This window comes from Amycolatopsis sp. NPDC101161 (assembly GCF_044768185.1).
GTDB lineage: Bacteria > Actinomycetota > Actinomycetes > Mycobacteriales > Pseudonocardiaceae > Amycolatopsis.
The window spans coordinates 839204-860311 of record NZ_JBIWPI010000002.1; the positions used below are offsets into that span (position 1 = coordinate 839204).

Sequence of the window (21108 nt, forward strand, 5' to 3'; positions counted from 1 at the left end):
GATGCAGGCGAACCCCGGAAACCCGGCCGGCGACACCTGGCGGATCACCGTCGCCTCGGTCGTCGGGCCCGGGCACGTGCGCTCGGGCCTGCCCAACCAGGACCGCTGGCTGGTCCGTCCCATCGGCACTCGCGCCTGCCTGTACGCGGTCGCCGACGGCGCCGGCTCCCGCGACCGGTCCGGCGAGGGTGCGGAGTTCGCCGTCCTCGCCGCGGGCAAAGCCGCCGATTCGGCCTTCGGGGCCGGCCAGCACCCGGACGGGATCGACGCCTGGCGCCGGGCGATGCGGGAGTTCCGGATGCTCTGCGTCCAGCGCTTCGACCGGTCTGTCGACCGGGCGGCGGCGGAGACCCAGGCCGCCGGCGGGCTGCCGGTCCGCGAGTCGCGCCGCGAGTTCGCGACCACCCTGCTGGCCGTGGTCGCGGCACCGCCGTACTTCGGCTACCTGAGCGTTGGCGACTGCTTCCTGGTGGTCGACCGCCGGCTCGGCGACCCGCGGCTGGTGGTGAGCGCCCCGGAACGCGAACACGCCGGCGCGACGACGTTCCTGACCTCCGACCACCGCGACGAGCACCTCACCACGGGCGTGCTGCTGGACGACCGGATCAGCGCGCTGGCGCTGTGTTCGGACGGCGTCGCGGAAGGTCTGCTGAGCGCCCGCATGGAAGGGGACGGCAAGCTGCACTACCTCGCCCCACCGGCCTTCCGGGCCTACTTCGACACCTTCTCCGACGACCGCGTCGACGGCCGGGAGCTGGCCGCGAAGCTGGCGTCCGCCGAGTTCGCCGCGACGTCCGGCGACGACAAAACGATCGTGCTGGCGGTGCGCCGGCCATGACCGTCTACCTGCCCGGGGGCCGGGCGATCACCCTGGACGCACCGCTCGGCGGAGGTGCCGAGGGCAAGATCTTCCGGCTCGCGGAAACCCCGGACCTCTGCGCGAAGATCTACCTCGACCCGGCGCGGTACACGAACGAACGGCTCGTGGCGATGATGGCCGCCGCGCCGTCGCGGTGGCGCGGCGACCACGCCGAGCACATGCACCTCGCCTGGCCGCGGGAGGTCCTCGAGGACCGGGACGGCCAGACCCGCGGGTTCCTGATGCCGCTGGTGGAGGGCTCGCCCCTGACCCACCTGTTCGACCCGCGCAAGCGGCTGGCGGCGGTCGACAAGCCGACCTGGCGGGTGGTCGTCACGGTGGCGGCGCGGGTCGCGCGACTGCTGGCCATGCTGCACGACGCCGGCGTCGTGATGGGCGACCTGAGCCCCACCAACCTGGTGCTCTCCCGGACCGGGCACGTCACCCTGGTCGACTGCGACACCGTCCAGTTCACCGACGCGAAGACCGGCGAAGTGCACCGCTGCACCAAGCTGACGCCCGAGTACGCGGCCCCCGAGCTGAGCAGTGGCCAGGCGACGGAACTGCGGCCGAGCCAGGACGACTTCGGGCTGGCCATCCTGGTCTGCCAGCTGCTGATGGAGGGCGAGCACCCCTTCGAGGGCATCCCGGCCGACGCGGCGGCACCGGACGGCACCGCGGCGGACAACATCCGGCTGCAGAACAACCGGATCCTGTTCCCCGAGCGGTTCACGGCGCTCGCGGACGGCATGCCGCTGAACGTGCTGCCGCCCCGGGTGCTCGAGCTCGCCCGGGCGTGCTTCGGCGAAGGTCACCGCGACCCGGCCGCCCGGCCGACGGCGAGCGACTGGGCCGCGGCCCTCGACCAGGTCGGCTTCCAGCTGATGGGCTGCCGCCACAACGAAAACCACACTTACCACCACTCGCTCGGTTCGTGCCTCTGGTGCGCCCGGCGCGAAGCCGGCCACGGCGACCACTTCCCCGCGTTCGGGGTGCCGGACGTCGTGATCCCGTTCCCCGTCCCGGCGCGGGCCGGGGCCGAGCGGGCCGCCGCGTGGCCCCGGCCACCGGTGGCACCCACGCCGCAAGGCCAGCCGCAGCCGATGTACCCGTCCCCGAGCGCCGAACCCGTGCCGCCGGCCAAGAAGGAGGCCGAGCTGCCCGCGTGGGCCGCCACGGTCGCCGGCATCGTCGCGGTCGTGGTCGTCCTCGTGATCATCTCCGCGATCGTGGGGGCGCTGCTGTGACCGCCGCGGAGTTCGTCACCGTCGCCGAGACCCACCCGGCCTGCCGGGTGCTGGGGCCGGGCACGCGGTACGTCGTGTGGGTGCAGGGCTGCCCGTTGTCCTGCACCGGCTGCGTCAGTCCACAGTGGATTCCGTTCGCCGGCGGGCACCGGGTCGCCGTGGCCGAGCTCGCCGAAGAGATCGCCGCCTCCGGAGCCGACGGCTTGACGCTCTCGGGCGGCGAGCCGTTCGCGCAGGCGGGCGCGCTCGCCCGGCTCGTCACCACCGTACGAGCCCGGCGGGACCTCTCCGTGCTCTGCTACACCGGGTACACCCTCGAACACCTGCGGCGCACCGGCGACGCGGGCACCCGGGCCCTGTTGTCCGAAGTGGACATCCTGATCGACGGCCCGTACATCGCCGCGCGGCACGGCGACCTGCGCTGGCGCGCGTCGGCCAACCAGCGCGTCCACGACCTGACCGGCCGGCACACCGCCGAGCTGGCCACCCCGGACACGGGCAGCGGCCTGCAGATCGAGGTCCTGCCCGACGGCGGCGTGCACTGGCTGGGTGTCCCGCCGACGCCGGGGTTCCGGAAGAACTTCGAACGCGCGTTGGGCCTCACCGCCCCCGCCGAGGACCGGTGACCAAGTGAGCAGATCGCCGAAGTACAGCACCGTCCGCGCGAGCGAGCTCATCCGCGAGCGCCTCGAAGCGGAACGGCAGGCGCGCGAACGCAAGCGCAAGGAGGAGCAGGAGCGGCGCGCGAAGGCCGCGTTGGAGCGTTCGCGCACCGCGGTCACCCGCCAGGTGGAAGCCGCGACCGCCCGGTGTGACGCGCTCGCCAAGCAGTCGTCGACCGTCTCCGCCGACCTGGCCGGGACGAGAGCCGCCCTCGAACGGGCGCGCCGCGCAGTCGGCGCCGCGGCGGACGACGACGAGATCGCGGCCGCCGTGCGGGTCCTCGACGAGGCCGAACGACTGCGGGTCACGGCGGCCGCCGACGTCCTGCGCCGCAGCTCGCGGCACGCGGCCGGGCAGCTCTCGGCGGTGCGCGGCCTGCTCTCCGAGCTCGACGCCGAGCAGCGGACGCGCTTCGCCCCCGTCGCCGCGCGCACCGTCGACGAGGCGGTCGTGCTGCTCGCGAACGCACTGGACAACGGGAACATCGCACTGTTCGAGCAGAACATCGAGACGTTGCTGACCCAGGTTCGCGCCCACCACCAGGAAGTGACCACGCGCGCGGCCGAACACGCCGAGCACGTCCGGACGGCGAAGTCCACCCTCGACGAGCTGAGGGCCCGGGTGGCGGGGCTGTCCGCCGACGCGCAAGCCGCGCGCATACCGCTCGGCGAGCTGCCGGTGGCGGGCCAGGTGCTCGACGCCATCGGGACGAAGCTCGCCGCCGGCCGGCCGGTCGAAGCGATGGAACTCGCCGTCCGGCTCGCGGACCGGCTCGACGATCTGGAAGAGGAACTGGACACGGCGATCGAGCGGCTGTCCGCGCGCCGCGAAATGCTCGGTTCGATCATCGAAGCCCTGCCGGCCCTCGGGTTCGCCGTCGACCAGGGGTCGTTCGTGCACGGCTCGGACGGCAGCATCGGCATGGAGGCGCGCAGGCACAGCGGTGAGGCGCTCATGGTCGTCGTCCAGGACGACGAAGCCGAGGAGCACCGGATCAACTACCTCCGCGAGAGCGGCGGTCCGCTCGAACCGCGGGCCTGCACGTCACTCAAGTCATTGGCCGAAGAGCTCAACTCGTCCTTGCGCCGCAAGGGTTTCACGCCCGGCTCGGTCACCTGGGACGAAGACGGGCCCCGCCCGGCACCCGGCCACCGGACCGCCGCCACCACGCAGGAGCGTCAGCTCGGGGGGAAGCCGTGACCGCTCCCGCCGCGACCTGGTTCGCCCGCGCCTATCACGAGATCCACCGCGGCCGGCACCTCGTGCTGCACGGCAACATCGACGACCTCGTGCTGTGGGAGGACACCTTCCAGAGCCTGCCGAAGGCCCTGCCGTCGTTCCTCGCCGTCGCCGGGTTCCGGGTGGTCACCCGCTACGACCTCGTCGACGGGCTGACCTTCGCCGACGACGACAGCCGCAAGTTCGTCCAGTCCCGGGTGGACACCGGAACGGCCACCGAACCGCCGGCCAGCCTGCCCGCCGCCGGGCTGACCGACCGCGGCAGGCGGGTCAGCGACGCCGAACGGGACCTGCAGGCCCGCGCGGCCACCGCGGCCCGGCCCCACGTCCGCACCCCGGCGGACCTGCTCGCGGCCACCCGTGACCTCCTGGTCCAGAACGAACGCGCGGCCGCGGTGGTGATCGACCAGGCCGACCTGATCTTCGGCGAAGACGGGGCCAACGAGGAACGCCACCAGGCCAACCTGGCGTGCCTGCGCAAGATGATCACCGAGGCGGTCCCGGCGCCCGGTTCCGCCGGCGACGCGGTCCGCAACATCGTCGTGCTCGTCACGCAGCAGCTCGGCGCGCTGCCGAACTGGGTGCACCGGCACAACCCGCACGTCGCGGTGATCGAGGTGGCGCCGCCGAGCGCGGCCGAACGAGCCGCGTTCCTGCGGACCGCGATTCCCCAGTTCCACGACGCGCCCGAGCTCGAGCCGGAACAGGCCGCGCAGGCGGCGGCGACACTGGCGAACCTGTGCGAGGGCATGACCATCCTGGACATCCGGGCGCTGGCCGCGACTTCGCGCCTGGCGGCGATCCCGGTCACCACCCCGCGCCGGCTGGTGATGCGGCACCGGTTCGGCCTGCAGGACGACCCGTGGGAGCAGATGGACCGGGCCAAGGTGCAACACGCGGAAGAGATCCTCGCCCGGCGGGTGATCGGCCAGGACACGGCCGTGCGCACGGCGTCGGACATGCTCGTCAACGCGCGGATCGGCCTGGACTTCGTGGCCGACGCCGAAGCGGCGGTCACCCGGCCCAAGGGGGTGTTCTTCTTCGTCGGTCCGACCGGCGTCGGCAAGACCGAGCTGGCGAAGGCGATCGCGGAGCTCGTCTTCGACGACGAGAACGCGTTGCGGCGGTTCGACATGAGCGAGTTCAGCCAGGAGCACGCCAGTGAGCGGCTGACCGGGGCGCCCCCGGGCTTCGTCGGGCACGAGAACGGCGGCCTGCTCACCAACTGGATGCTGCAGCGGCCGTTCAGCGTGGTCCTGTTCGACGAGATCGAGAAGGCCAGCCCGAAGATCTTCGACAAGTTCCTGCAGATCATCGACGACGGCAGGCTGACCGACGGCCTCGGCCGCACCGCGCACTTCTCCCAGTCGGTCGTCATCTTCACGTCCAACCTCGGGGCGAGCGAGCTGCCGAGGCTGATGTCCGGCTACACGCCAGACCTGCCGCCGCCCTACTCCGAGGTGCGCGAGCACTTCCGGTCCGCGGTGGCCACCTACCTCACGCAGGAGCTCGGCCGGCCGGAGCTGCTCGGCCGGCTCGGCAGCGGCATCGTCGTGTTCGACATCCTCCGCCGGGAGGTCGTCGCCAGGATCGTCGGGAAGTTCCTCACCCAGCTGAAGGCGTCCGCCACCGCTCGCGGCTACGAGCTCGTGTTCGACCAGCGGGCGATCGAGCGGGCCGTGACGACCGAGCTGGCCGACACGGGCTCGGCGCTCGGCGCCCGGCAGATCCGCAGCCCGTTGCTCGAGGAGTGGGTCCGGCGGCCGCTCAACAAGTGGGTCATCGAGAACTCGCCCGCGCCCGGGACGCGCATCTGGGTGCACCGCGGCGCGAACAGCCCGCCGTTCGTGGTCGAGGAACTGCCCGGAGGCGAGCCGTGACCGAGCCGGTGCCCGTGTCAGCGCTGGGAAGCGAGCTCGAACGCTACGAGCTGGCCGCCGAGCTGTCCCCGGAGGAGTTCGAGCGCTACTACGACACCGAGGTGGAGCTGGAGTCCCGGCTCACCGCGATGGCGGGTGAGCGCGCCGCGCAGCACGAGTTCGCCGAGTCCCGCGACCTCCTCGACGAGGTCATCAAGCTGAACCAGGTGATGCGGGAGGTCGCGCAGAAGCAGCTCGACCGGCCCGGCACGAGCGAGCCGTTCAAGGAGCGGCTCGTCGAGGCGGCCGACGCGGCGACCGGGCTGATCCTGCTGATCCAGGGCCAGCTCTGCCAGAACAAGGCCGAAGAGCAGCTCCTCGGCGGCAACCTCGTCGACGGCCGGGTCCACCTCGAACAGGCGTCGGACTGCTACGGCGAACTGTTCGACAGTTCTTTGCCGCAAAGCGAGACCGGCCGCGTCGCCGGGGCGCTGACGATCACCAAGATCGAGTTCTTCGACGGCGTCGCCGCCATGCAGCGCGGCAAGTACGAGATGGCGAAGGAGTCGTTCGAGGGAGCCCGCTCGAAGTACGGGGTGCTGAAGGACGACCTCGAAAGCGCGGCGGACGCCGACCAGAGGGCCCAGAACACCATCGGGAAGCTGCTGCGCGAGCTCGACGACCAGTTCGCCTACACCGAAATCATGCTCCGGTTCGTGTCGTTCTTCGGCCAGATGCAGGCCGACAACATCGGCGAGGCGCTGGTCTACGTCGACGACGCGATCGGCTTGTACGAAGCCTGGGTCAAGCGCGCGGCCGCGACGGCGCTGGCGTCGCAGGTCCAGGGGTCGCGAGCGATGGAATTGGCGCACTTCAAGGGCTGGCGAGCCTGGGCGCACGCCGAGCACGCACTGGAACGGCAGGACTGGGAAGAGTGCCAGGTGCAGATCCGCGCGGCCAGGACGCACTGGGCCGACAGCAGCGACCTCGCCCGGCGCTACGCGCTGCTCGGGATGCTGACCCCGCAATACCAGACTTCGCACGGCGAAATGCTGCTGCAGGCGACCACTCGCCGGTGGAAGAGCACGAGACGGCTGTACGAGGAGATCGACCGGCTGAAGGAGTACTACCGGAACGTCGGGGCCCTGAACGTCACGCAGAACGCCTACGGAGGAAACGCCGTGAAGCACGATGAGACGAGCAACATCAGCATCGGGGGCAACGTGGACGGCCCGGTCGCGGCCGGCCACGCGCGCGTCCACGTCGGGGACCGGACGACGACGACCTCGGGCGACACGACGAACGTGACGGTCACGGAGCTGCGCGACCTGGCCGACCACTTGGCAGAGCTGCGCGAAGCACTCGAGTCGTGGGCGACGACGGACGCCCAGCGGGAGTCGGTCGCCCAGCTGGAAACGGCGGAGCAGCAGGCCCGCATCGGCGACGAGAAGGGCGTGACGGCCCACCTCAAGAAGGCGGGCCAGTGGGCGATGACGATGGCGGGCAAACTGGCGATGACCGCGGCGGAGACGGCGATCAAGACCAGCCTGGGCGGCTGACGCGGGATCGGTGGCACTGCGGTGGGCCACTCGCGAAAGCGCGGGCGGCCCACCGAGAGCAACGTCAGCGAACGCCGACGCCGGCGGTGTAGATGTCCTGGTCGTTGGCGATCGACGCGTTCGGTGCGCCGGCCTGGCAGGTGCGCGGCGGGGTGCCGGGCGTGCCGGTGCCGGGGCAGAGGAACAGGTCCGGCGGGCGGGTGTCCGACCAGACCGGGTACGCGGTGCGGGCCGTGACGGCGATTCCGGCGTAGTCACCGTAGAACGTGCCGGTGAACTGCGTCGGCGGTGGCATGCTGCCCGACGTCGCCCGGGTCTGGGTGAACCCGGCGGAGACCGTGATGTCCGAGAAGCCGGTGGTCTCGTCGGCGCCGTACTGGCGGTCGTAGTAGCTGGCGGCGAAGGTGCCGTCCGGGGTGAACGCGGCGCCCTGCCAGAACTGGTCGGTCCGGGCCTGGCCGGGCGCGGTGGTGACCACCGGCAGCTGGCGGACATCGGTGGTGCCGCCGGCGAACGAGGCGCCGGCGTTCGTCGAGGCCGACAGGACGATGTCGTTGTTGCAGCCGCCGTTCTTCACGCCGGTGTAGGTGTTGATGCCGGTGGCGGGGTTGAACCCGGTCGGCGTGCAACCGTTGGCCTCGTTGGAGTTCCGGCTGATGTACGAGCCGTAGGTGACCAGGACCCGGCGCGGGTCGCGCGGGTCGACGCCGCCGATCGGGTAGTTGCTCGCGCGGAACACCGAGTTCGCCGACGGTCCCTTCTCCGGGACGCAGGCGCGGCCGGGGTCCTGGCCGTTCTGGTAGGTCGCGCAGTCCGGCAGCTCGTGGTAGTTCCCCACCAGCACCGGGGTCGAGAAGCTTTGCCCGCCGTCGGTCGAGCGGGCCAGCAGGACCTGGTTGTGGTTGTCGGCCGGGTTCGCGGTGGCGTTGTTGAAGTTGTTGAACACCACGTACAGCGCGCCGTCCGGACCGACGAACGGCTGCGAGTCCTGGTTCTGGTTGCACCGGCCCCGCGGCGTCGGGAAGCCGAGAGCGTTGGCGCACAACGGAGTGTCGGCGCTGACCAGCACCGGCGCGGAGAACGTTTCGCCGTAGTCGGCGGAGTAGGCCTCGTAGATGTAGCCGGTGCCGTCGTCGGCGAAGGTCGTCCAGGACAGGTAGACGCGGTCGCGGAACGGGCTGCGCGGGTTGCTGTCGACGGTGAGCAGTTGCTTGTCCAGCAGGAAGTTCCCGGCGCCGGCGGTGTCGTCGTGGGTGGCGACGGGACGGCCGGGGAAGTTCCAGGACGCGCCGTTGGTGCCGGTCGAGCGGAAGACCAGGAACGCGCTGGACTGGTCCGGGTTCGGCGACACGGCGCTGCCGCGGTTGAACACCTGGCACGACAGGTAGGCGTTGCCGCGCGAGTCCCACGCCACCGACGTGTCGCCGCCGGACTGCCAGTACTCCCGGGCGGCGCCGCCGAAGTCGGTGCCGCGGCTGAATCCGTTCGGCGTCGTCGCGTCGGTCCAGGTGCGGGCGCCGTCGAGGGAGTAGCTGACGCCGCAGGTGCCGTCGCCGCGGCGGTAGTCGTTGTAGGTGGCGATGACGTGGCCGGGGTTGTTCGGATCGGCGGCGGCCCAGGTCTCGTTCTGCGACTGGGCCCGGCCCTGCAGATCGGGGTCGGTGAGGTTCAGGCAGTTCTGGTTGACCTTGACGTCGGCGCCGAAGCGGTTCGCGCACGGCGCGGCGGCCGAGGGCGTGGCCCGGTTCGGGGCCAGTGCTCTGGCGGCGTTCGCCGGGTCTTCGCCGTTGAGGACCGTCGACAGCAGCCCGGAGACGTGGCGCTGCTGCACCGGGTTGAGCTGGCGGTAGCCGAACGGCTGGGCGGTGGCCGGGGCCACGGCGAACACGCCGAGCGCGGCCGTACTCAGAATCGTCACACTGATCGCGGAAATGGTGCGGGGACGCGACACGGGCGTGCTCCCTCTTTTGACCGGTATATCCGGTTTGCGGTCAGCCACACGGAATCGACCGTGCCTTGGCCGCCGTGGGGATGGTCGTCCCGAAACGCCCCATCGTTACCCGCGTGTCCACTGTCCACAGGGGAGCAAGTAAGCGCACGGCCAACTGTTCCGCCGTTCGGCCGCCCCCGAACGGGTCTGGATCGGTGGAGACCTCTTTACGGCACCCGATCCGAGTGGCTGGATCGACAGTCGTCATGGCCCGCAGCGGCGACCCCGCTGCCCGCCTCACTGCCGCACCTCACCGGAGAAGGTGAACGCGCCATGCCGCTTTCCCGAAGAATGCTCACCGCCACCCTGCTGCCCGCCGTCGTGGTCGGCGGCCTGCTGGTTTCCGCGACGTCCGCGTCCGCGAACGTCGCCGTGACCCAGGTCAGCGCCGATCCGTTCACCGACGCGCAGGCCCAGCACAGAACCGAGGTGGAGCCGGACACGTTCGCGTTCGGCTCGACGATCGTCTCGGCCTTCCAGGTCGGCCGCGTGTCCGGCGGCGGGTCGTCCGACATCGGGTTCGCCACCTCCACGGACGGCGGCGGCACCTGGACCCAGGGCTTCCTGCCCGGCACCACCGCCAACACCGGCGGTCCCTGCGGCCAGATCAGCGACGCCTCCGTCGCGTTCGACGCCAAGCACAACGTCTGGCTGATCTCTTCCCTCGGCGTCAACTGCCCCACCGGCGAGCCGGTCCTCACCAGCCGCTCCACCGACGGCGGCAAGACCTTCGGCAACCCCGTCACGACGGCGACGGGTTCGCTGGACAAGAACTGGATCGTCTGCGACAACACCGCGACCAGCCCGTTCTTCGGCAGCTGCTACACCGAATACGACATCACCAGCTCCGGTGACTCGCTCCGCATGAAGACGTCCACCGACGGCGGCCTCACGTGGGGGCCGGCCCGCGCCCCGTCGGGCACGCACACCGGGCTCGGCGGCCAGCCGGTCGTGCAACCCAACGGCACCGTCGTGGTCCCCTACCTGTCGCTCAACGACCAGATCCGCAGCTTCCGCTCCACCAACGGCGGCGCGAGCTGGACGTCGACCACCCAGGTCGCCTCGATCAGCCACCACGACGCGGCCGGCGGCCTGCGCGAAGAAGCCCTGCCCAGCGCCGAAATCGACGGCGCGGGCACGGTCTACGTCGCGTGGTCGGACTGCCGGTTCCGCTCCGGCTGCCCGAGCAACGACATCGTGCTGAGCAAATCCGCCAACGGCACGACGTGGTCGGCCCCGACGCGCATCCCGATCGACGCGACGACAAGCACGGTGGACCACTTCGTCCCCGGCATCGGCGTCGACCCCTCGACGTCGGGGACGAGCGCCCGCATCGGCCTGACGTACTACTTCTACCCCACCGCCAACTGCACCGCCGCGACCTGCCGGCTCGACGTCGGGTTCATCTCCTCGACCAACGGCGGCACCAGCTGGAGCACCGCGACCCAGGTGGCCGGGCCGATGAACCTGTCGTGGATCCCGAACACGTCCCAGGGCCGCATGTTCGGCGACTACATCTCAACATCGGTCCGAGCGGGCGGCAACGCCTTCCCGATCATCCCGATCGCCTCGGCCCCGAGCGGCTCGACGTTCAACCTGGGCATGTTCGCCCCAACGGGCGGCCTACCCTTGACCGGCGGCACCCGCCGTACGGCGGAGATCCCCGCGTCGCCGGCGGCGGCTGAACAGTCCGTGCTGACCGCGTTCTGATCGAAGCGAGCCGGCCCTGCCCCGCGTCCGGGTGAACGACGCGGCGGCAGGGTCAGCGCGTTTGGTGCCCCCGACGGGACTCGAACCCGCACTGAATCGATTTTAAGTCGACTGCCTCTGCCGGTTGGGCTACGGGGGCACCGCACACTCTAGGCGATCGCCTCAGTTCAGCGTCCAGGACTGGTTCGCCGCTCCCGTGCAGGTCCAGATCTGCAACGGTGTTCCGTCAGCCGAGCTCGGACCGGTCGCGTCCAGGCACTTGCCCGATGCCGGGTTCACCAGCTGGTTTCCGCTGTGCGTCCACTGCTGGGCGCCCGTTCCGTTGCAGTCGTACAGCTGGACCTTCGTCCCGTTCGCCGTTCCCGCCGCGTTCACGTCCAGGCACTTGCCGAGCGCTCGAAGCGAAGAACCGGAAGACGTCCACTGCTGGGCGTTCGTCCCGTTGCACGTGTACAGGTCCACCGTCGTGCCGTTCGCCGAGGACGCTCCCGCCACGTCGACACACTTTCCGCCGTAGCCCGTGATCGTTCCGCCGGATGCGGGCGGCGGGGTGGTCGTGCCGCCCGTGATCGCGTTGAAGATGCGCGAGTACGCATACCCCGTTGCCCGGTCGTAGTCCTGCAACTCCCAGAACGACAGCTCCGCGACGCCGTTGGAAGCCGCGAAGCTCTCCAGCTGCTGGGCGTCCGACTGGCTGAACTGGGCACCGTCGTCGTTGCGGCCCGCGATCGGCGTCAGGCCCATCATCGCGTACGCCGCCGATGTCGAAATGCCGTACAGGCTCGCCAGCTGGGACGCCGATGCCCGGGCCGCCGACAGGGCGTCGCCCAGGACGGGCTGGCCGTCGTAGAAGTCCATCACCATCAAGTTGACCACGCTGACCTTGACGCCCTTGCTCTTGGCGTCGCGCAGGAGGTCGAGCTCGTTCGACGGGATGCCCGTCGGGTCGACCGCCAGTGTGTAGTCCACCTGGACCGCCGGGTTCTGCTGCTGCAGCGCCGCCAGTGCGGAGTTGCGGCGCTGGTTGGACGCCGTGTCGTTCAGGACGCCGCCCTCGATGTCGAAGTCCAGGCGGGGCGTGCCGTACGTGTTCACCACGTTCGCGTACGCCGCGGTCAGGCTGGCCGTGTTGGTGCACGTCTGGGCCAGCTCGCCGCCTTCGGCGCCGCCGAACGACGGGATCGCGTTGCCGCCCGCGGCCTGCAGGGCGCTGATCTGCGACTTGAACGAGCCGACGCCGGTGCCGTTCGCCTCCCACACCGGCGTGCAGCCGGACTGCGGGGTGAGGAACGCCAGTGTGTAGAACTTCGTGCCGGTCGCGTTCATGTCGGCGGCCAGCTGGCCGGCGTCGGCGTCGCTGATCTGCAGGTACGGCGCCGCGTAGTGGGCGGGGAACGCGCCCCCGGCCGCGGCGGCGGTCGAGGGGGTCGTGGCGAGGACGGCGGCACTCACGACCGCGGGCAAAGCCGCGGTGAGGGCACGGGAAACGCGCATGCGAGCTCCAAGGAGGGGACCGTGGGGAGGGAGCCGGAGCGGACTTATTCCGCGTTGTGAAGAAAGGGTTTACCCGCTCACCGGCCCAGTTGTCCAGACCATGTCACTCACCGGCACACAGCCGGTCATTTCCCTGCAATAGCCCCGAAAACGACGAATGCCCCCGGCCACGAGGGCCGGGGGCATTCGAGGAAAGAGCGTCAGGACTTGGAGACGCGCGCGAACTCGTCCTTCGGGTTGTTGATCTGGCCCAGCGAAACGACCTCACGCCGGAACAGCCCGCCCAGGATCCAGTCGAACAGGATGCGGATCTTGCGGTTCCACGTCGGCATCGCCTTGAGGTGGTACGCGCGGTGGAAGAGCCACGCCGGGAAGCCCTTGATCTTCAGGTTCAGCGCGTCCGCGACGCCCTTGTGCAGGCCGAGGCTGGCCACCGCGCCGAGGTTCTTGTGGTAGTAGTCCTTCGGCTTGCCGCCGCGGATCACCTTGATGATGTTCTTCGCCAGCAGCGTTGCCTGGCGGACCGCGTGCTGGGCGTTCGGCGGGCACGTGGCCGTCGGGTCCTCTTCGGTGCGCGAGAGGTCCGGGATCGCCGCGTTGTCGCCCGCGGTCCACACGTCCGGGTGGCCGACGACCTGCATGGCCGCCGTCGCCTCGACGCGGCCGCGCTTGTCGAGCGGCAGGTCCGAGTTGGCCAGCACCGGGTTGGCCTTCACGCCGGCGGTCCAGATCAGCGTGTCGGTGTCGAACTCCGTGCCGTCCGAAAGCACGACGTGGCCGTTCTCGAACGACTTCGCCGCGGTCGACAGGTAGACCTCGATGCCGCGCTTCTCCAGCTGCTCGACCGTGTACACGCCCAGGGTCTCGCGGACCTCGGGCAGGATCCGGCCGGCCGCCTCGACGAGCACCCAGCGGATGTCGGAGGTCTTGATGTTCGGGTAGTAGTTCTCCACCGCGAACCGGGTCATGTCCTCGAGCTCGGCCAGCGCCTCGATGCCGGCGAACCCGCCGCCGACGACGGTGAACGTCAGCAGGCGCTTGCGCAGCTCGGGGTCCAGCGTGCTGGCGGCCTCGTCGAGCTTGGTCATGATGTGGTTGCGCAGGTAGATGGCCTCGCCGATGGTCTTGAAGGCGATGCCCTGCTCGACCAGGCCCGGGATCGGGAGGATGCGGGCGACGGCGCCGAGCGCGACGACCAGGACGTCGTAGCCCAGCTGCTCGATGTGGCCGTCGGCGGCCTCGACCGTGACGGACTTCTTCTCGTTCTCGATCTTGGTGACGCGCGCGGTCAGCACGTGGCAGCGCTTGAGCACCCGCCGCAGCGGCACGACCACGTGCCGCGGCTCGATCGCGCCGGCCGCGGCCTCCGGGAGGAACGGCGCGTAGGTCATGTGGGGCTGCGGGTCAACGACGGTCACGGAGGCCTCGTTGGCCCGGAGCATCTTCTGGAGGCCGTACGCCGTGTAGAGCCCGACGTACCCACCACCGAGGACGAGGATCCGAGTCGGTTCCGACTTCGACTTCGCAGCAGCCATGTCCTCATGGTGACACCTTCGCCGCGACCTCGCTCGGGGGCCCCATCCGGCTGTGACCAGCGTCGCTGCGGTTTCCGTAACGATTCAGTCGTGCCCTGTCACCGAGGTCGCGGCGCGGAACACGTCCGCCACCATGGCGTGGGTCACGCGGCCGGTCTGGACATTGCGTGGCGAGACGTGGTAACAGCCGAAAAGCCGCAGGTCGCCCAGCTCCACGACCGCGCCGTGCGCGAACGCCGGACGCGGCTGCGGCACCGGCCAGCCGGCCGCGGCGAGCACGGGCAGTAACGCCTGCCAGCCGAACGCCCCGAGCACCACGATCGAGCGCAGTGTCGGACGTAACAGCGTCAGCTCCTCCGCGAGCCACGGGCGGCACGTGTCGCGCTCGGCCGGCGTCGGCTTGTTCTCCGGCGGGGCGCAGCGCACCGGCGAGACGAGCCGCGTGCCGTACAGCTCGAGGCCGTCGCCGATGGCCGTCGACGTCGGCTGGGACGCGAGGCCGACCTCGTGCAGCACCCGGAAGAGGAAGTCCCCCGACGGGTCGCCGGTGAACATCCGGCCGGTGCGGTTCGCGCCGTGCGCGGAGGGCGCCAGGCCGACCACCGCGAGGGAGGCGTCCGGCGGCCCGAAGCCGGGCACCGGCCGTGCCCAGTACTCCTCGCCGCGGAACGCCGCTTTGGTGCCCGCCACGCCTTCGCGCCAGGTCACCAGCCGCGGACAGGCACGGCACGCCGAGACAGCGGCGTCGAGCTGGGCGAGGGACCTCATCGCAGCGCCGCCCGGGACAGCCGGTCGGCCCGCCGCGTCGTCTCGGGGAGGCGGTAGCGCGGGGTCAGGGCCAGGGTGAGCCGGCAGGCGTGGGCCAGGCCGACGCGGTGGCCGGCCGAGACGTACACCGGTTTGACGCCGTCCTGGGTCCGCAGCACCGCGCCCACCTCGTCCCCCGCGTCGACCAGCGGCACCGACGAACCCCGCGGCTCCGGCGGGACGCCGTGCGAGCCGACGAACCGGGTCTTGCCGACGCCGAACGCGGGCCACCCGGTCAGCACGCCGAGGTGGCAGGCCAGGCCGAAGCGCCGCGGGTGGGCGAGGCCGTGGCCGTCGCAGACCAGGACGTCCGGCTCGTGGTCCAGCCGCTCGAGCGCGGCCAGCAGCGGCGGCAGCTCGCGGAAGGCGAACAGGCCCGGTTCGTACGGGAAGACGGCCCGCGCGCGGTGCGTCCGCTCCTCCACGACCGTCAGCCCGGCGGTCTCCAGGGTGACGACGGCCGCGGCGATCTCGCCGGTGCCGTCGTAGGCGACGTCGAGGCCGGTCACCGTCGGCGGCAGCTCCGGGAGGTCGTCGGTGAGGTCCACCAGGCCGCGCAGCCGTTCCTGGACGGCGAGCGCCTCCTCGACCGTCGCCGGCCAGTCCCCGGTGTGCACCAAGTCACCCTGCCACAACTAGGTTGGGGCCATGGCGGACACGACCCCCGAAGAGGCCCCCGAGAAGAAGACCGGATCTTCCTCGGAGACGACGGAAATCCCGGCCGAGCCGACCGACGACATCGTCACGACTCAGCACACGCTCACCGTGAAGCGCAAGAAGCTCGCGTACACGGCGAAGGCGGGCCGGATCGTGCTCCGCAAGGAGATCGTCAAGGACGGCAAGTCCGAGGGCTTCAAGGCGAAGGCCGAGGTGTTCATCACCTCCTACACCCTCGACGACGCCGAGCCGGGCTCGCGGCCGGTCACGTTCGCCTTCAACGGCGGCCCCGGGTCGTCGAGCCTCTGGCTCCACCTGGGCCTGCTCGGGCCGCGCCGGGTGCTCTCCGGCGACGTCGACGCCCCCGAGCCGCCGCCGTACGGGCTGGCCGACAACCCCGAGACGCTGCTCGCGCACAGCGACCTCGTGTTCATCGACCCGGTGTCCACCGGCTACTCGCGGGCGGCCGAGGGCGGCGAGACGAAGGACTTCCACAGCTTCAAGGGCGACATCGAGTCGGTCGGCGAGGTGATCCGGCTCTGGGTGTCGCGCCACCAGCGCTGGCTGTCGCCGAAGTTCCTGGCCGGCGAGTCCTACGGCACGCTGCGCGCCGCCGGGCTGGCCGCGCACCTGCAGGAGCGGTACGGGCTCTACCTCAACGGCCTGCTGCTGATCTCGTCGGTGCTCGACCTCGGCACGCTGCGGTTCACCGAGGGCAACGACCTGCCGTACTCGCTGTACGTGCCGACGTACGCGGCCATCGCGCACTACCACGGCCTGCACGGCGAGCGCCCGCTCGACGACGTCCTCGCCGACGCCGAGGACTTCGCGGCGAAGGAGCTGCCGTGGGCGCTTTCGCGCGGCGCGCGGCTGTCCACTCAGGACCGGGCGGAGGCGGTCGCCACGCTCGCGTCGCTGACCGGGCTCACCGAGTCCTATGTGGACCGGGTGAACCTGCGGATCGAGCACGTCCGGTTCTTCACCGAGCTGCTGCGCGACCGCGGCCTGACGGTCGGGCGGATGGACGGCCGCTTCACGACGTGGGAGCCCGACGGCGGCCGCGAGCACATGAGCGACGACCCGTCGATCTCCCGCGTGGTCGGCGCGTACGCGGCGGCGTTCAACCACTACGTGCGGGCCGAGCTCGGCTACGAGAACGACCTGCCGTACGAGATCATCCACGAGGACACGTTCCGGGCGTGGTCGTACTCGGACTTCGAGGGCCGCTCGGTGTCGGTGGTGGACTCGCTGGGCGCGGCGATGCGCGCGAACCCGCACCTGCAGGTCCACGTGGCGTTCGGCCACTACGACGGCGCGACGGCGTACTACGCGGCCGAGCACGTGCTGGCCCACCTGCAGATCCCGGAGGAGCTGCGCGACAACATCGACACGGCGTACTACCCCGCCGGGCACATGATGTACGTCCACGAGCCGACGCGGGTGCAGCAGTCGAAGGACCTCGCGAAGTTCGTCAAGAAGGCGTCGAACCGCTGAGCTTCACCGGTCCCCGGAGAGACCCTGCTCCAGGGACCGGTGGAGGTCGTCGTTGCGCTCGCGTACGTCCGCCCACGCGGGGCTGACGTGCACGATCTCCTTGGCCTCGGCCAGTGAAGCGCCGGTCAGCGCGCGGACTGCGCGGATGCTGTCCACCTGCGTGAACCCGCCCGCACGCAGCTCGGCGAGCACGGTGTCGAGCGGGACGCCGGCGGCCAGGCGCGTCCGGGCGGCTTCGAGTGGCCTGTCGTCGATCACGTCCCCAGTCTGCCCGGCTCAGCGGGCTTCCGGGGGCGACCAGTCGACCTCGGTCCCCCGCGGCACCGGGTCTCCGTAGTGCCCCGGCGGCAGCGGACGGCGGCCCCGGACGTACGCGACCAGCTCGGCGACGATGACCACCGCCGCGTACGCGAGCAGGAGCGGCCCGTACCCCGGCGGTTCTTCGGCGAACACGGTGTCGACGATCGGCGGGACCGCGACCATGGCGGGTGCGGCCACGTGGATGTTCTCCGCCAGCAGCGCGCGGTGCACCGCCAGCGAGGTGGGTTCCTCCGCGAGCGCCGGGGCCCGCAGGAATCCGGTCAGGACGACGGCCTGGCAGAGCGCGCTCAGCCCGAGCAGGCCCAGCAAGCTCAGGCCGTAGGTCCGGCCCGGCGTGGTGAAGGCCATCGAGAGGGCGAGCACCACGCCGCCGCCGTAAGCCAGGACGACCGCGGCGGTGAACCAGCCGCCGAGCACGCGGGGCCAGGGTTCGCGGGTCGCGCCGGGCCACGGGTGGGTCGTCTTCGCGAGCCGCCGCTGTCTGGACCGGATGCCCGACCACATCGCGAGCTGCATGGCGAAGTAGACGAAGTAGAGCGTTCGGCTCCCGAGCGCCCGGCCGAACGCGAGCTGGTAGCCGAACGCGGCGGCCAAACCGGGCACCATGAAGAGCAGGAACCGCCACAAGGTGCCGACCGCGGCGTTGCGCGTGGCCAGCAGGGCGCCGATGAACGGCGTCGGTGCCAGGACGCGCTGTCCCCGGTTCGCCAGCCAGCGCACCGCCATCTGGTGCTCCGCCCGGTTCACGCCGGCACTCCGTGGTGCCCCTCCGCGGGCAGCCTCCGCCGCTGGGCGAACCACGTCACGACGTGCGTCGCGACCGCGAGCGGGGCGAGCCAGAAGAGGGCGATGGCGAGGACCGCACCACCGCCGAACGTGACCGCCGGCGACGCCGGGTACCAGCCGCCGAGCACCTCCCGCCACGGCGGGCGGTCCAGGCGCCGGGCCCCCAGTTGGACCGCCGCTCGCTCCTCCGTCGTCAGCACGATCATCGGGCCTCCCCTTCTCCCGGCGTACACGCGCAAAGCGCCGCGGAGGTTTACCGGCCGTAGAAGCCCGGCGGCAGCTTGCGGCGGCGCGTCACGAGCCACCCGGTCAGCTGGGCGCCCAGCATCACCACGGCGAACGCGACCGCCGTCAACTCGAGCCAGCCGGACAGCCGCCCGGCGGCCATGGTCGCGGGCAGCGCCGCGAAGGCGAACACCGCCGACGGTGCGTACCGATAGGCGTCCTGGGCCCGGAGCAGGGCGTCGATCGCCCGCGAGGCGGCGTCCTCCGCGATGACCGGGGCGCGCAGGATCCGGCCGACGACCGCGACGGTGACTCCGGCCCCCACCGCCAGCGCGGCGGTCCGGGCGAAGGCGTCGAAGGTCGGGTCGAGCACGATCATCGCCGCGCACAGGGCCGCTCCCCCGGCGAAGGTGATCGCGGTGGTGGCCAGGTACCACTCGCCGACCTGCCGCGCGGCGTCCCGCAGCCCCGGCGGGGTGCCGGTGCCCGCCCAGCGCTCGGCGACGTCTTCGCGGCGGCGGAACTCCCGTGAGCGGACCAGCAGCAGGACGGCCAGCACGACGAAGAGCAGCCCCAGCCGGCCGGGCACCTCCCGCAGGAAGGTGCCCGAGAAGATCACCAGGAGGTAGCCGACCACGAACCACGGCGACACCATCCGGGTGGCCCACTCCCGGGAACCGAGCCTCAACGAGAGCAGCCGGGTCGGCAGCCACACCCGCACGCCCCGCCCGGCCAGCCACGCCCGGGCCGCGGCCACCTCGCCGACCGTCGGCTCGCCCGGCAACCACGGATCGACCGGCAACGCCGGTTCACGCACGTCCACCCGAAACCTCCCCCTTGTCCCGCTGGAAACGCCCGAGGCCGCGAAAAGGTTGCCGTGCAACGCGAAACGGCCCACCTCCGGGCGGAGGTGGGCCGTTCACGGGAAAACCTACTTCAGGTACTGCGTCCCGTGGGTCACCGCGGAGTACGCGTCGACCGCGCCGTGGCCGTAGAAGCCGTTGAACGACGCGTCACCCACGCACGTCGCCGTGAACGTCGCGTCGCGGCCTTCCTTCAGGTAGTCCACCGTGCGCGGGACCGGGCAGGCGATCTTCGACGCGGTGCCCTCGAGCACGCGCTGGACGGCGTCCGGCGAGAGGCCGAAGCCGCCGTGCGACGGCTTGCCGTACTGCGAAACGATCAGTGCCGCGACACCGGTCGCGTGCGGGGTCGCCATCGACGTGCCCTGCAGCCACTGGTAGTAGCCGACGCGACCGTCGGGCGCCGTTGCCTTCTGGATGCCCGCCGTCGTGCCCGCCGCGGTGATGTTGCCGTCGGCGTCGATGTTTCCGGCTGCCACCCCGACGTTCTTCGGGTACGTCGAGAGGATCTCGTTCTGCAGCGTGCGGAACCACGGAGTGCCGAAACCGTCGCGGAAGTAGCCGCCCGGCGCGGAAACCGAGATCTGCTCGGTGCCGTAGTTCGAGTAGTCCGCTTTCGCCTGCGACGGCCCGAACGAGCTGACGCCGATCGTGTGCGGGCCCTCGACCGGCAGGTTCAGGCAGGTCGCGTTGTCGACGGTACGCGGGTGCGTGCTGTTGCTCGGGTAGTCCGGGCTGGTGGTGTCCGGCTGCGGCGCACCCAGGTCGGTGTGCTGGTTCCCCAGCGCGACGACCGAGGTGACGCCCTTGCGGTACGCGTAGTCCAGCGCGCGGGTCGTGGCCTCGATGATCGTGCGCTGCTCGGCCTGCTCGGCGGGAGAGTCCGCCGGGTTCGCCGTGCAGTTGTACAGCCACGGGTCGGTGTAGAAGGACATGTTGACCACGTCGATGCCCGCGTCGCCGGCGTAGGTCAGCGCGTCGACGGTCGGCTGCAGGAAGAAGAACCCGGAGTCCTGGCCGGCGCGGACGTTCACCAGCGTCACGTTCGGTGCGACGCCGGAAACGCCGAAGTCGTTCAACGCGGCGCCGATGGTGCCCGCCACGTGCGTGCCGTGGCCGTTGTCGTCGTGGTCGACCGGGTCCACGCAGCCGCGGAACTCGCAGGGCCCGTCGACGACGGTGCCGTTGACGTCGGTCGGGATGTCCTTGGTGAAGTTGCGCGAGTCGGCCCGGTCGAAGTTCGGGGCGATGTCGGGGTGCGTGCCGTCGACGCCGGTGTCGATGATGCCGACCTTGACGCGCTTGTCGCCACGCTGCACCGTGTGCGCGAGGTCGGCGCGCACGGCCTGCTGCCCCCACAGCTGGCCGTCGAGCGGGTCGGTCTTGATCGGCTGGGGCTTCTTCGCGGCGGCCTTCGGTGCCGCGGCGGCGGTGCCCTGGCCTTCCTTCTCGACGGCGTCCGGCTTGGTCTTCGGGGCGCCGTCCTTGGGCGCCTTGCCGATCACGCGTTCCTTCGCGGCGCCGAACACGGCCCGGTTCGCGTTGACTCGCTCGGCGAATCCGGTCGCCGGGGCGCTGGCCTTGATGAGGCCGACGGCGGTGTTGGTCTCCAGCACGGTGCCGCCGGCGGCCTTGATCGCCTGCTGGGCGGTGCCGATGCTCTGCGTGTCCTTGGCGAGCACGGTGAACTCGGTCGCCGGGCCGGACAGCGCGGGCTGCGCCGACGCGACCGGGACCGCGACGGCCGAGATCGCCCCGAACAGCGGGACGGCCATGGCCGCGGCGAGAAGCCTGGGTCTC

At 71.3% G+C, this 21108-nt stretch carries 18 protein-coding genes and 1 tRNA gene; 8 read left to right on the forward strand and 11 right to left on the reverse strand.

Annotated elements, in window-relative coordinates; translation table 11 throughout:
* Nucleotide 1 precedes the first annotated feature (1 nt).
* From ACIRSS_RS15085 to ACIRSS_RS15110, 6 genes are read left to right on the forward strand one after another with little or no spacing between them, the layout of a single operon-like run.
* Nucleotides 2-838, forward strand: coding sequence for a PP2C family serine/threonine-protein phosphatase (locus ACIRSS_RS15085; protein ID WP_400894902.1), 837 nt, complete (start codon nucleotides 2-4; stop codon nucleotides 836-838).
* On the forward strand, nucleotides 835-2106 hold the full coding sequence (locus ACIRSS_RS15090) for a protein kinase (RefSeq protein ID WP_400894904.1): 1272 nt from the start codon (nucleotides 835-837) through the stop codon (nucleotides 2104-2106). The genes ACIRSS_RS15085 and ACIRSS_RS15090 overlap by 4 nt, the downstream gene beginning before the upstream one ends.
* Nucleotides 2103-2732 carry a 4Fe-4S single cluster domain-containing protein gene (locus ACIRSS_RS15095; protein ID WP_400894906.1) on the forward strand — a complete coding sequence of 210 codons (630 nt, stop codon included), beginning with the start codon at nucleotides 2103-2105 and terminating at the stop codon, nucleotides 2730-2732. The genes ACIRSS_RS15090 and ACIRSS_RS15095 overlap by 4 nt, the downstream gene beginning before the upstream one ends.
* Before the next feature lie 4 nt (nucleotides 2733-2736).
* A complete protein-coding gene (locus ACIRSS_RS15100; RefSeq protein WP_400894908.1) occupies nucleotides 2737-3969 on the forward strand; it encodes a hypothetical protein in 1233 nt (410 codons plus the stop codon).
* Nucleotides 3966-5888, forward strand: a complete 1923-nt coding sequence (locus tag ACIRSS_RS15105; RefSeq protein ID WP_400894911.1) for an AAA family ATPase — start codon at nucleotides 3966-3968, stop codon at nucleotides 5886-5888. The genes ACIRSS_RS15100 and ACIRSS_RS15105 overlap by 4 nt, the downstream gene beginning before the upstream one ends.
* Entirely contained in the window at nucleotides 5885-7426 is a 1542-nt protein-coding gene (locus ACIRSS_RS15110) for a hypothetical protein (RefSeq protein WP_400894914.1), read from the forward strand. Before ACIRSS_RS15105 ends, ACIRSS_RS15110 begins: the two co-directional genes overlap by 4 nt.
* Nucleotides 7427-7490: 64 nt before the next feature.
* Here the strand turns inward: ACIRSS_RS15110 and ACIRSS_RS15115 are convergent, their stop codons facing one another.
* Nucleotides 7491-9344, reverse strand: a complete 1854-nt coding sequence (locus tag ACIRSS_RS15115) for a sialidase family protein (RefSeq protein WP_400894916.1) — start codon at nucleotides 9342-9344, stop codon at nucleotides 7491-7493.
* Nucleotides 9345-9689: 345 nt separating this feature from the next.
* Between ACIRSS_RS15115 and ACIRSS_RS15120 the strand changes: the two genes are divergently transcribed.
* Complete coding sequence (locus ACIRSS_RS15120; protein WP_400894918.1) at nucleotides 9690-11126, forward strand: sialidase family protein; 1437 nt, start codon at nucleotides 9690-9692, stop codon at nucleotides 11124-11126.
* A 62-nt stretch (nucleotides 11127-11188) separates the two neighbouring features.
* Here ACIRSS_RS15120 and ACIRSS_RS15125 read toward each other — a convergent pair.
* From ACIRSS_RS15125 to ACIRSS_RS15145, 5 genes are all read right to left on the reverse strand, one after another.
* Nucleotides 11189-11265, reverse strand: a tRNA-Leu gene (locus ACIRSS_RS15125).
* Between the two features lie 23 nt (nucleotides 11266-11288).
* A complete protein-coding gene (locus ACIRSS_RS15130; RefSeq protein WP_400894920.1) occupies nucleotides 11289-12620 on the reverse strand; it encodes a ricin-type beta-trefoil lectin domain protein in 1332 nt (443 codons plus the stop codon).
* Between the two features lie 200 nt (nucleotides 12621-12820).
* The gene (locus tag ACIRSS_RS15135; RefSeq protein WP_400894923.1) at nucleotides 12821-14155 is read right to left on the reverse strand and encodes an NAD(P)/FAD-dependent oxidoreductase; all 1335 of its coding nucleotides are present in this window, start codon (nucleotides 14153-14155) and stop codon (nucleotides 12821-12823) included.
* An 84-nt stretch (nucleotides 14156-14239) separates the two neighbouring features.
* The gene (locus ACIRSS_RS15140; protein ID WP_400894926.1) at nucleotides 14240-14923 is read right to left on the reverse strand and encodes a uracil-DNA glycosylase; all 684 of its coding nucleotides are present in this window, start codon (nucleotides 14921-14923) and stop codon (nucleotides 14240-14242) included.
* Nucleotides 14920-15579, reverse strand: coding sequence for an endonuclease V (locus ACIRSS_RS15145; RefSeq protein WP_400894928.1), 660 nt, complete (start codon nucleotides 15577-15579; stop codon nucleotides 14920-14922). Before ACIRSS_RS15145 ends, ACIRSS_RS15140 begins: the two co-directional genes overlap by 4 nt.
* 31 nt (nucleotides 15580-15610) lie before the next feature.
* Here ACIRSS_RS15145 and ACIRSS_RS15150 point away from each other — a divergent pair, with 31 nt between their 5' ends.
* Nucleotides 15611-17113: a S10 family peptidase gene (locus ACIRSS_RS15150; RefSeq protein WP_400894930.1), complete on the forward strand. Its 1503-nt coding sequence runs from the start codon at nucleotides 15611-15613 to the stop codon at nucleotides 17111-17113.
* A gap of 3 nt (nucleotides 17114-17116) precedes the next feature.
* Here ACIRSS_RS15150 and ACIRSS_RS15155 read toward each other — a convergent pair whose 3' ends face one another.
* The 5 genes from ACIRSS_RS15155 to ACIRSS_RS15175 all read right to left on the reverse strand — a co-directional run bounded on the left by ACIRSS_RS15155 (nucleotide 17117) and on the right by ACIRSS_RS15175 (nucleotide 21083).
* Entirely contained in the window at nucleotides 17117-17371 is a 255-nt protein-coding gene (locus ACIRSS_RS15155; RefSeq protein WP_400894932.1) for a hypothetical protein, read from the reverse strand.
* Nucleotides 17372-17389: 18 nt separating this feature from the next.
* Nucleotides 17390-18181 (reverse strand): hypothetical protein, encoded by a 792-nt coding sequence (locus ACIRSS_RS15160; protein ID WP_400894934.1) that lies wholly within the window; start codon nucleotides 18179-18181, stop codon nucleotides 17390-17392.
* Nucleotides 18178-18426, reverse strand: coding sequence for a hypothetical protein (locus ACIRSS_RS15165; protein ID WP_400894936.1), 249 nt, complete (start codon nucleotides 18424-18426; stop codon nucleotides 18178-18180). The genes ACIRSS_RS15160 and ACIRSS_RS15165 overlap by 4 nt, the downstream gene beginning before the upstream one ends.
* Nucleotides 18427-18473: 47 nt before the next feature.
* On the reverse strand, nucleotides 18474-19268 hold the full coding sequence (locus tag ACIRSS_RS15170; protein WP_400894938.1) for a hypothetical protein: 795 nt from the start codon (nucleotides 19266-19268) through the stop codon (nucleotides 18474-18476).
* Between the two features lie 108 nt (nucleotides 19269-19376).
* Nucleotides 19377-21083, reverse strand: a complete 1707-nt coding sequence (locus tag ACIRSS_RS15175) for a S8 family serine peptidase (RefSeq protein ID WP_400897470.1) — start codon at nucleotides 21081-21083, stop codon at nucleotides 19377-19379.
* Between the last annotated feature and the right edge of the window lie 25 nt (nucleotides 21084-21108).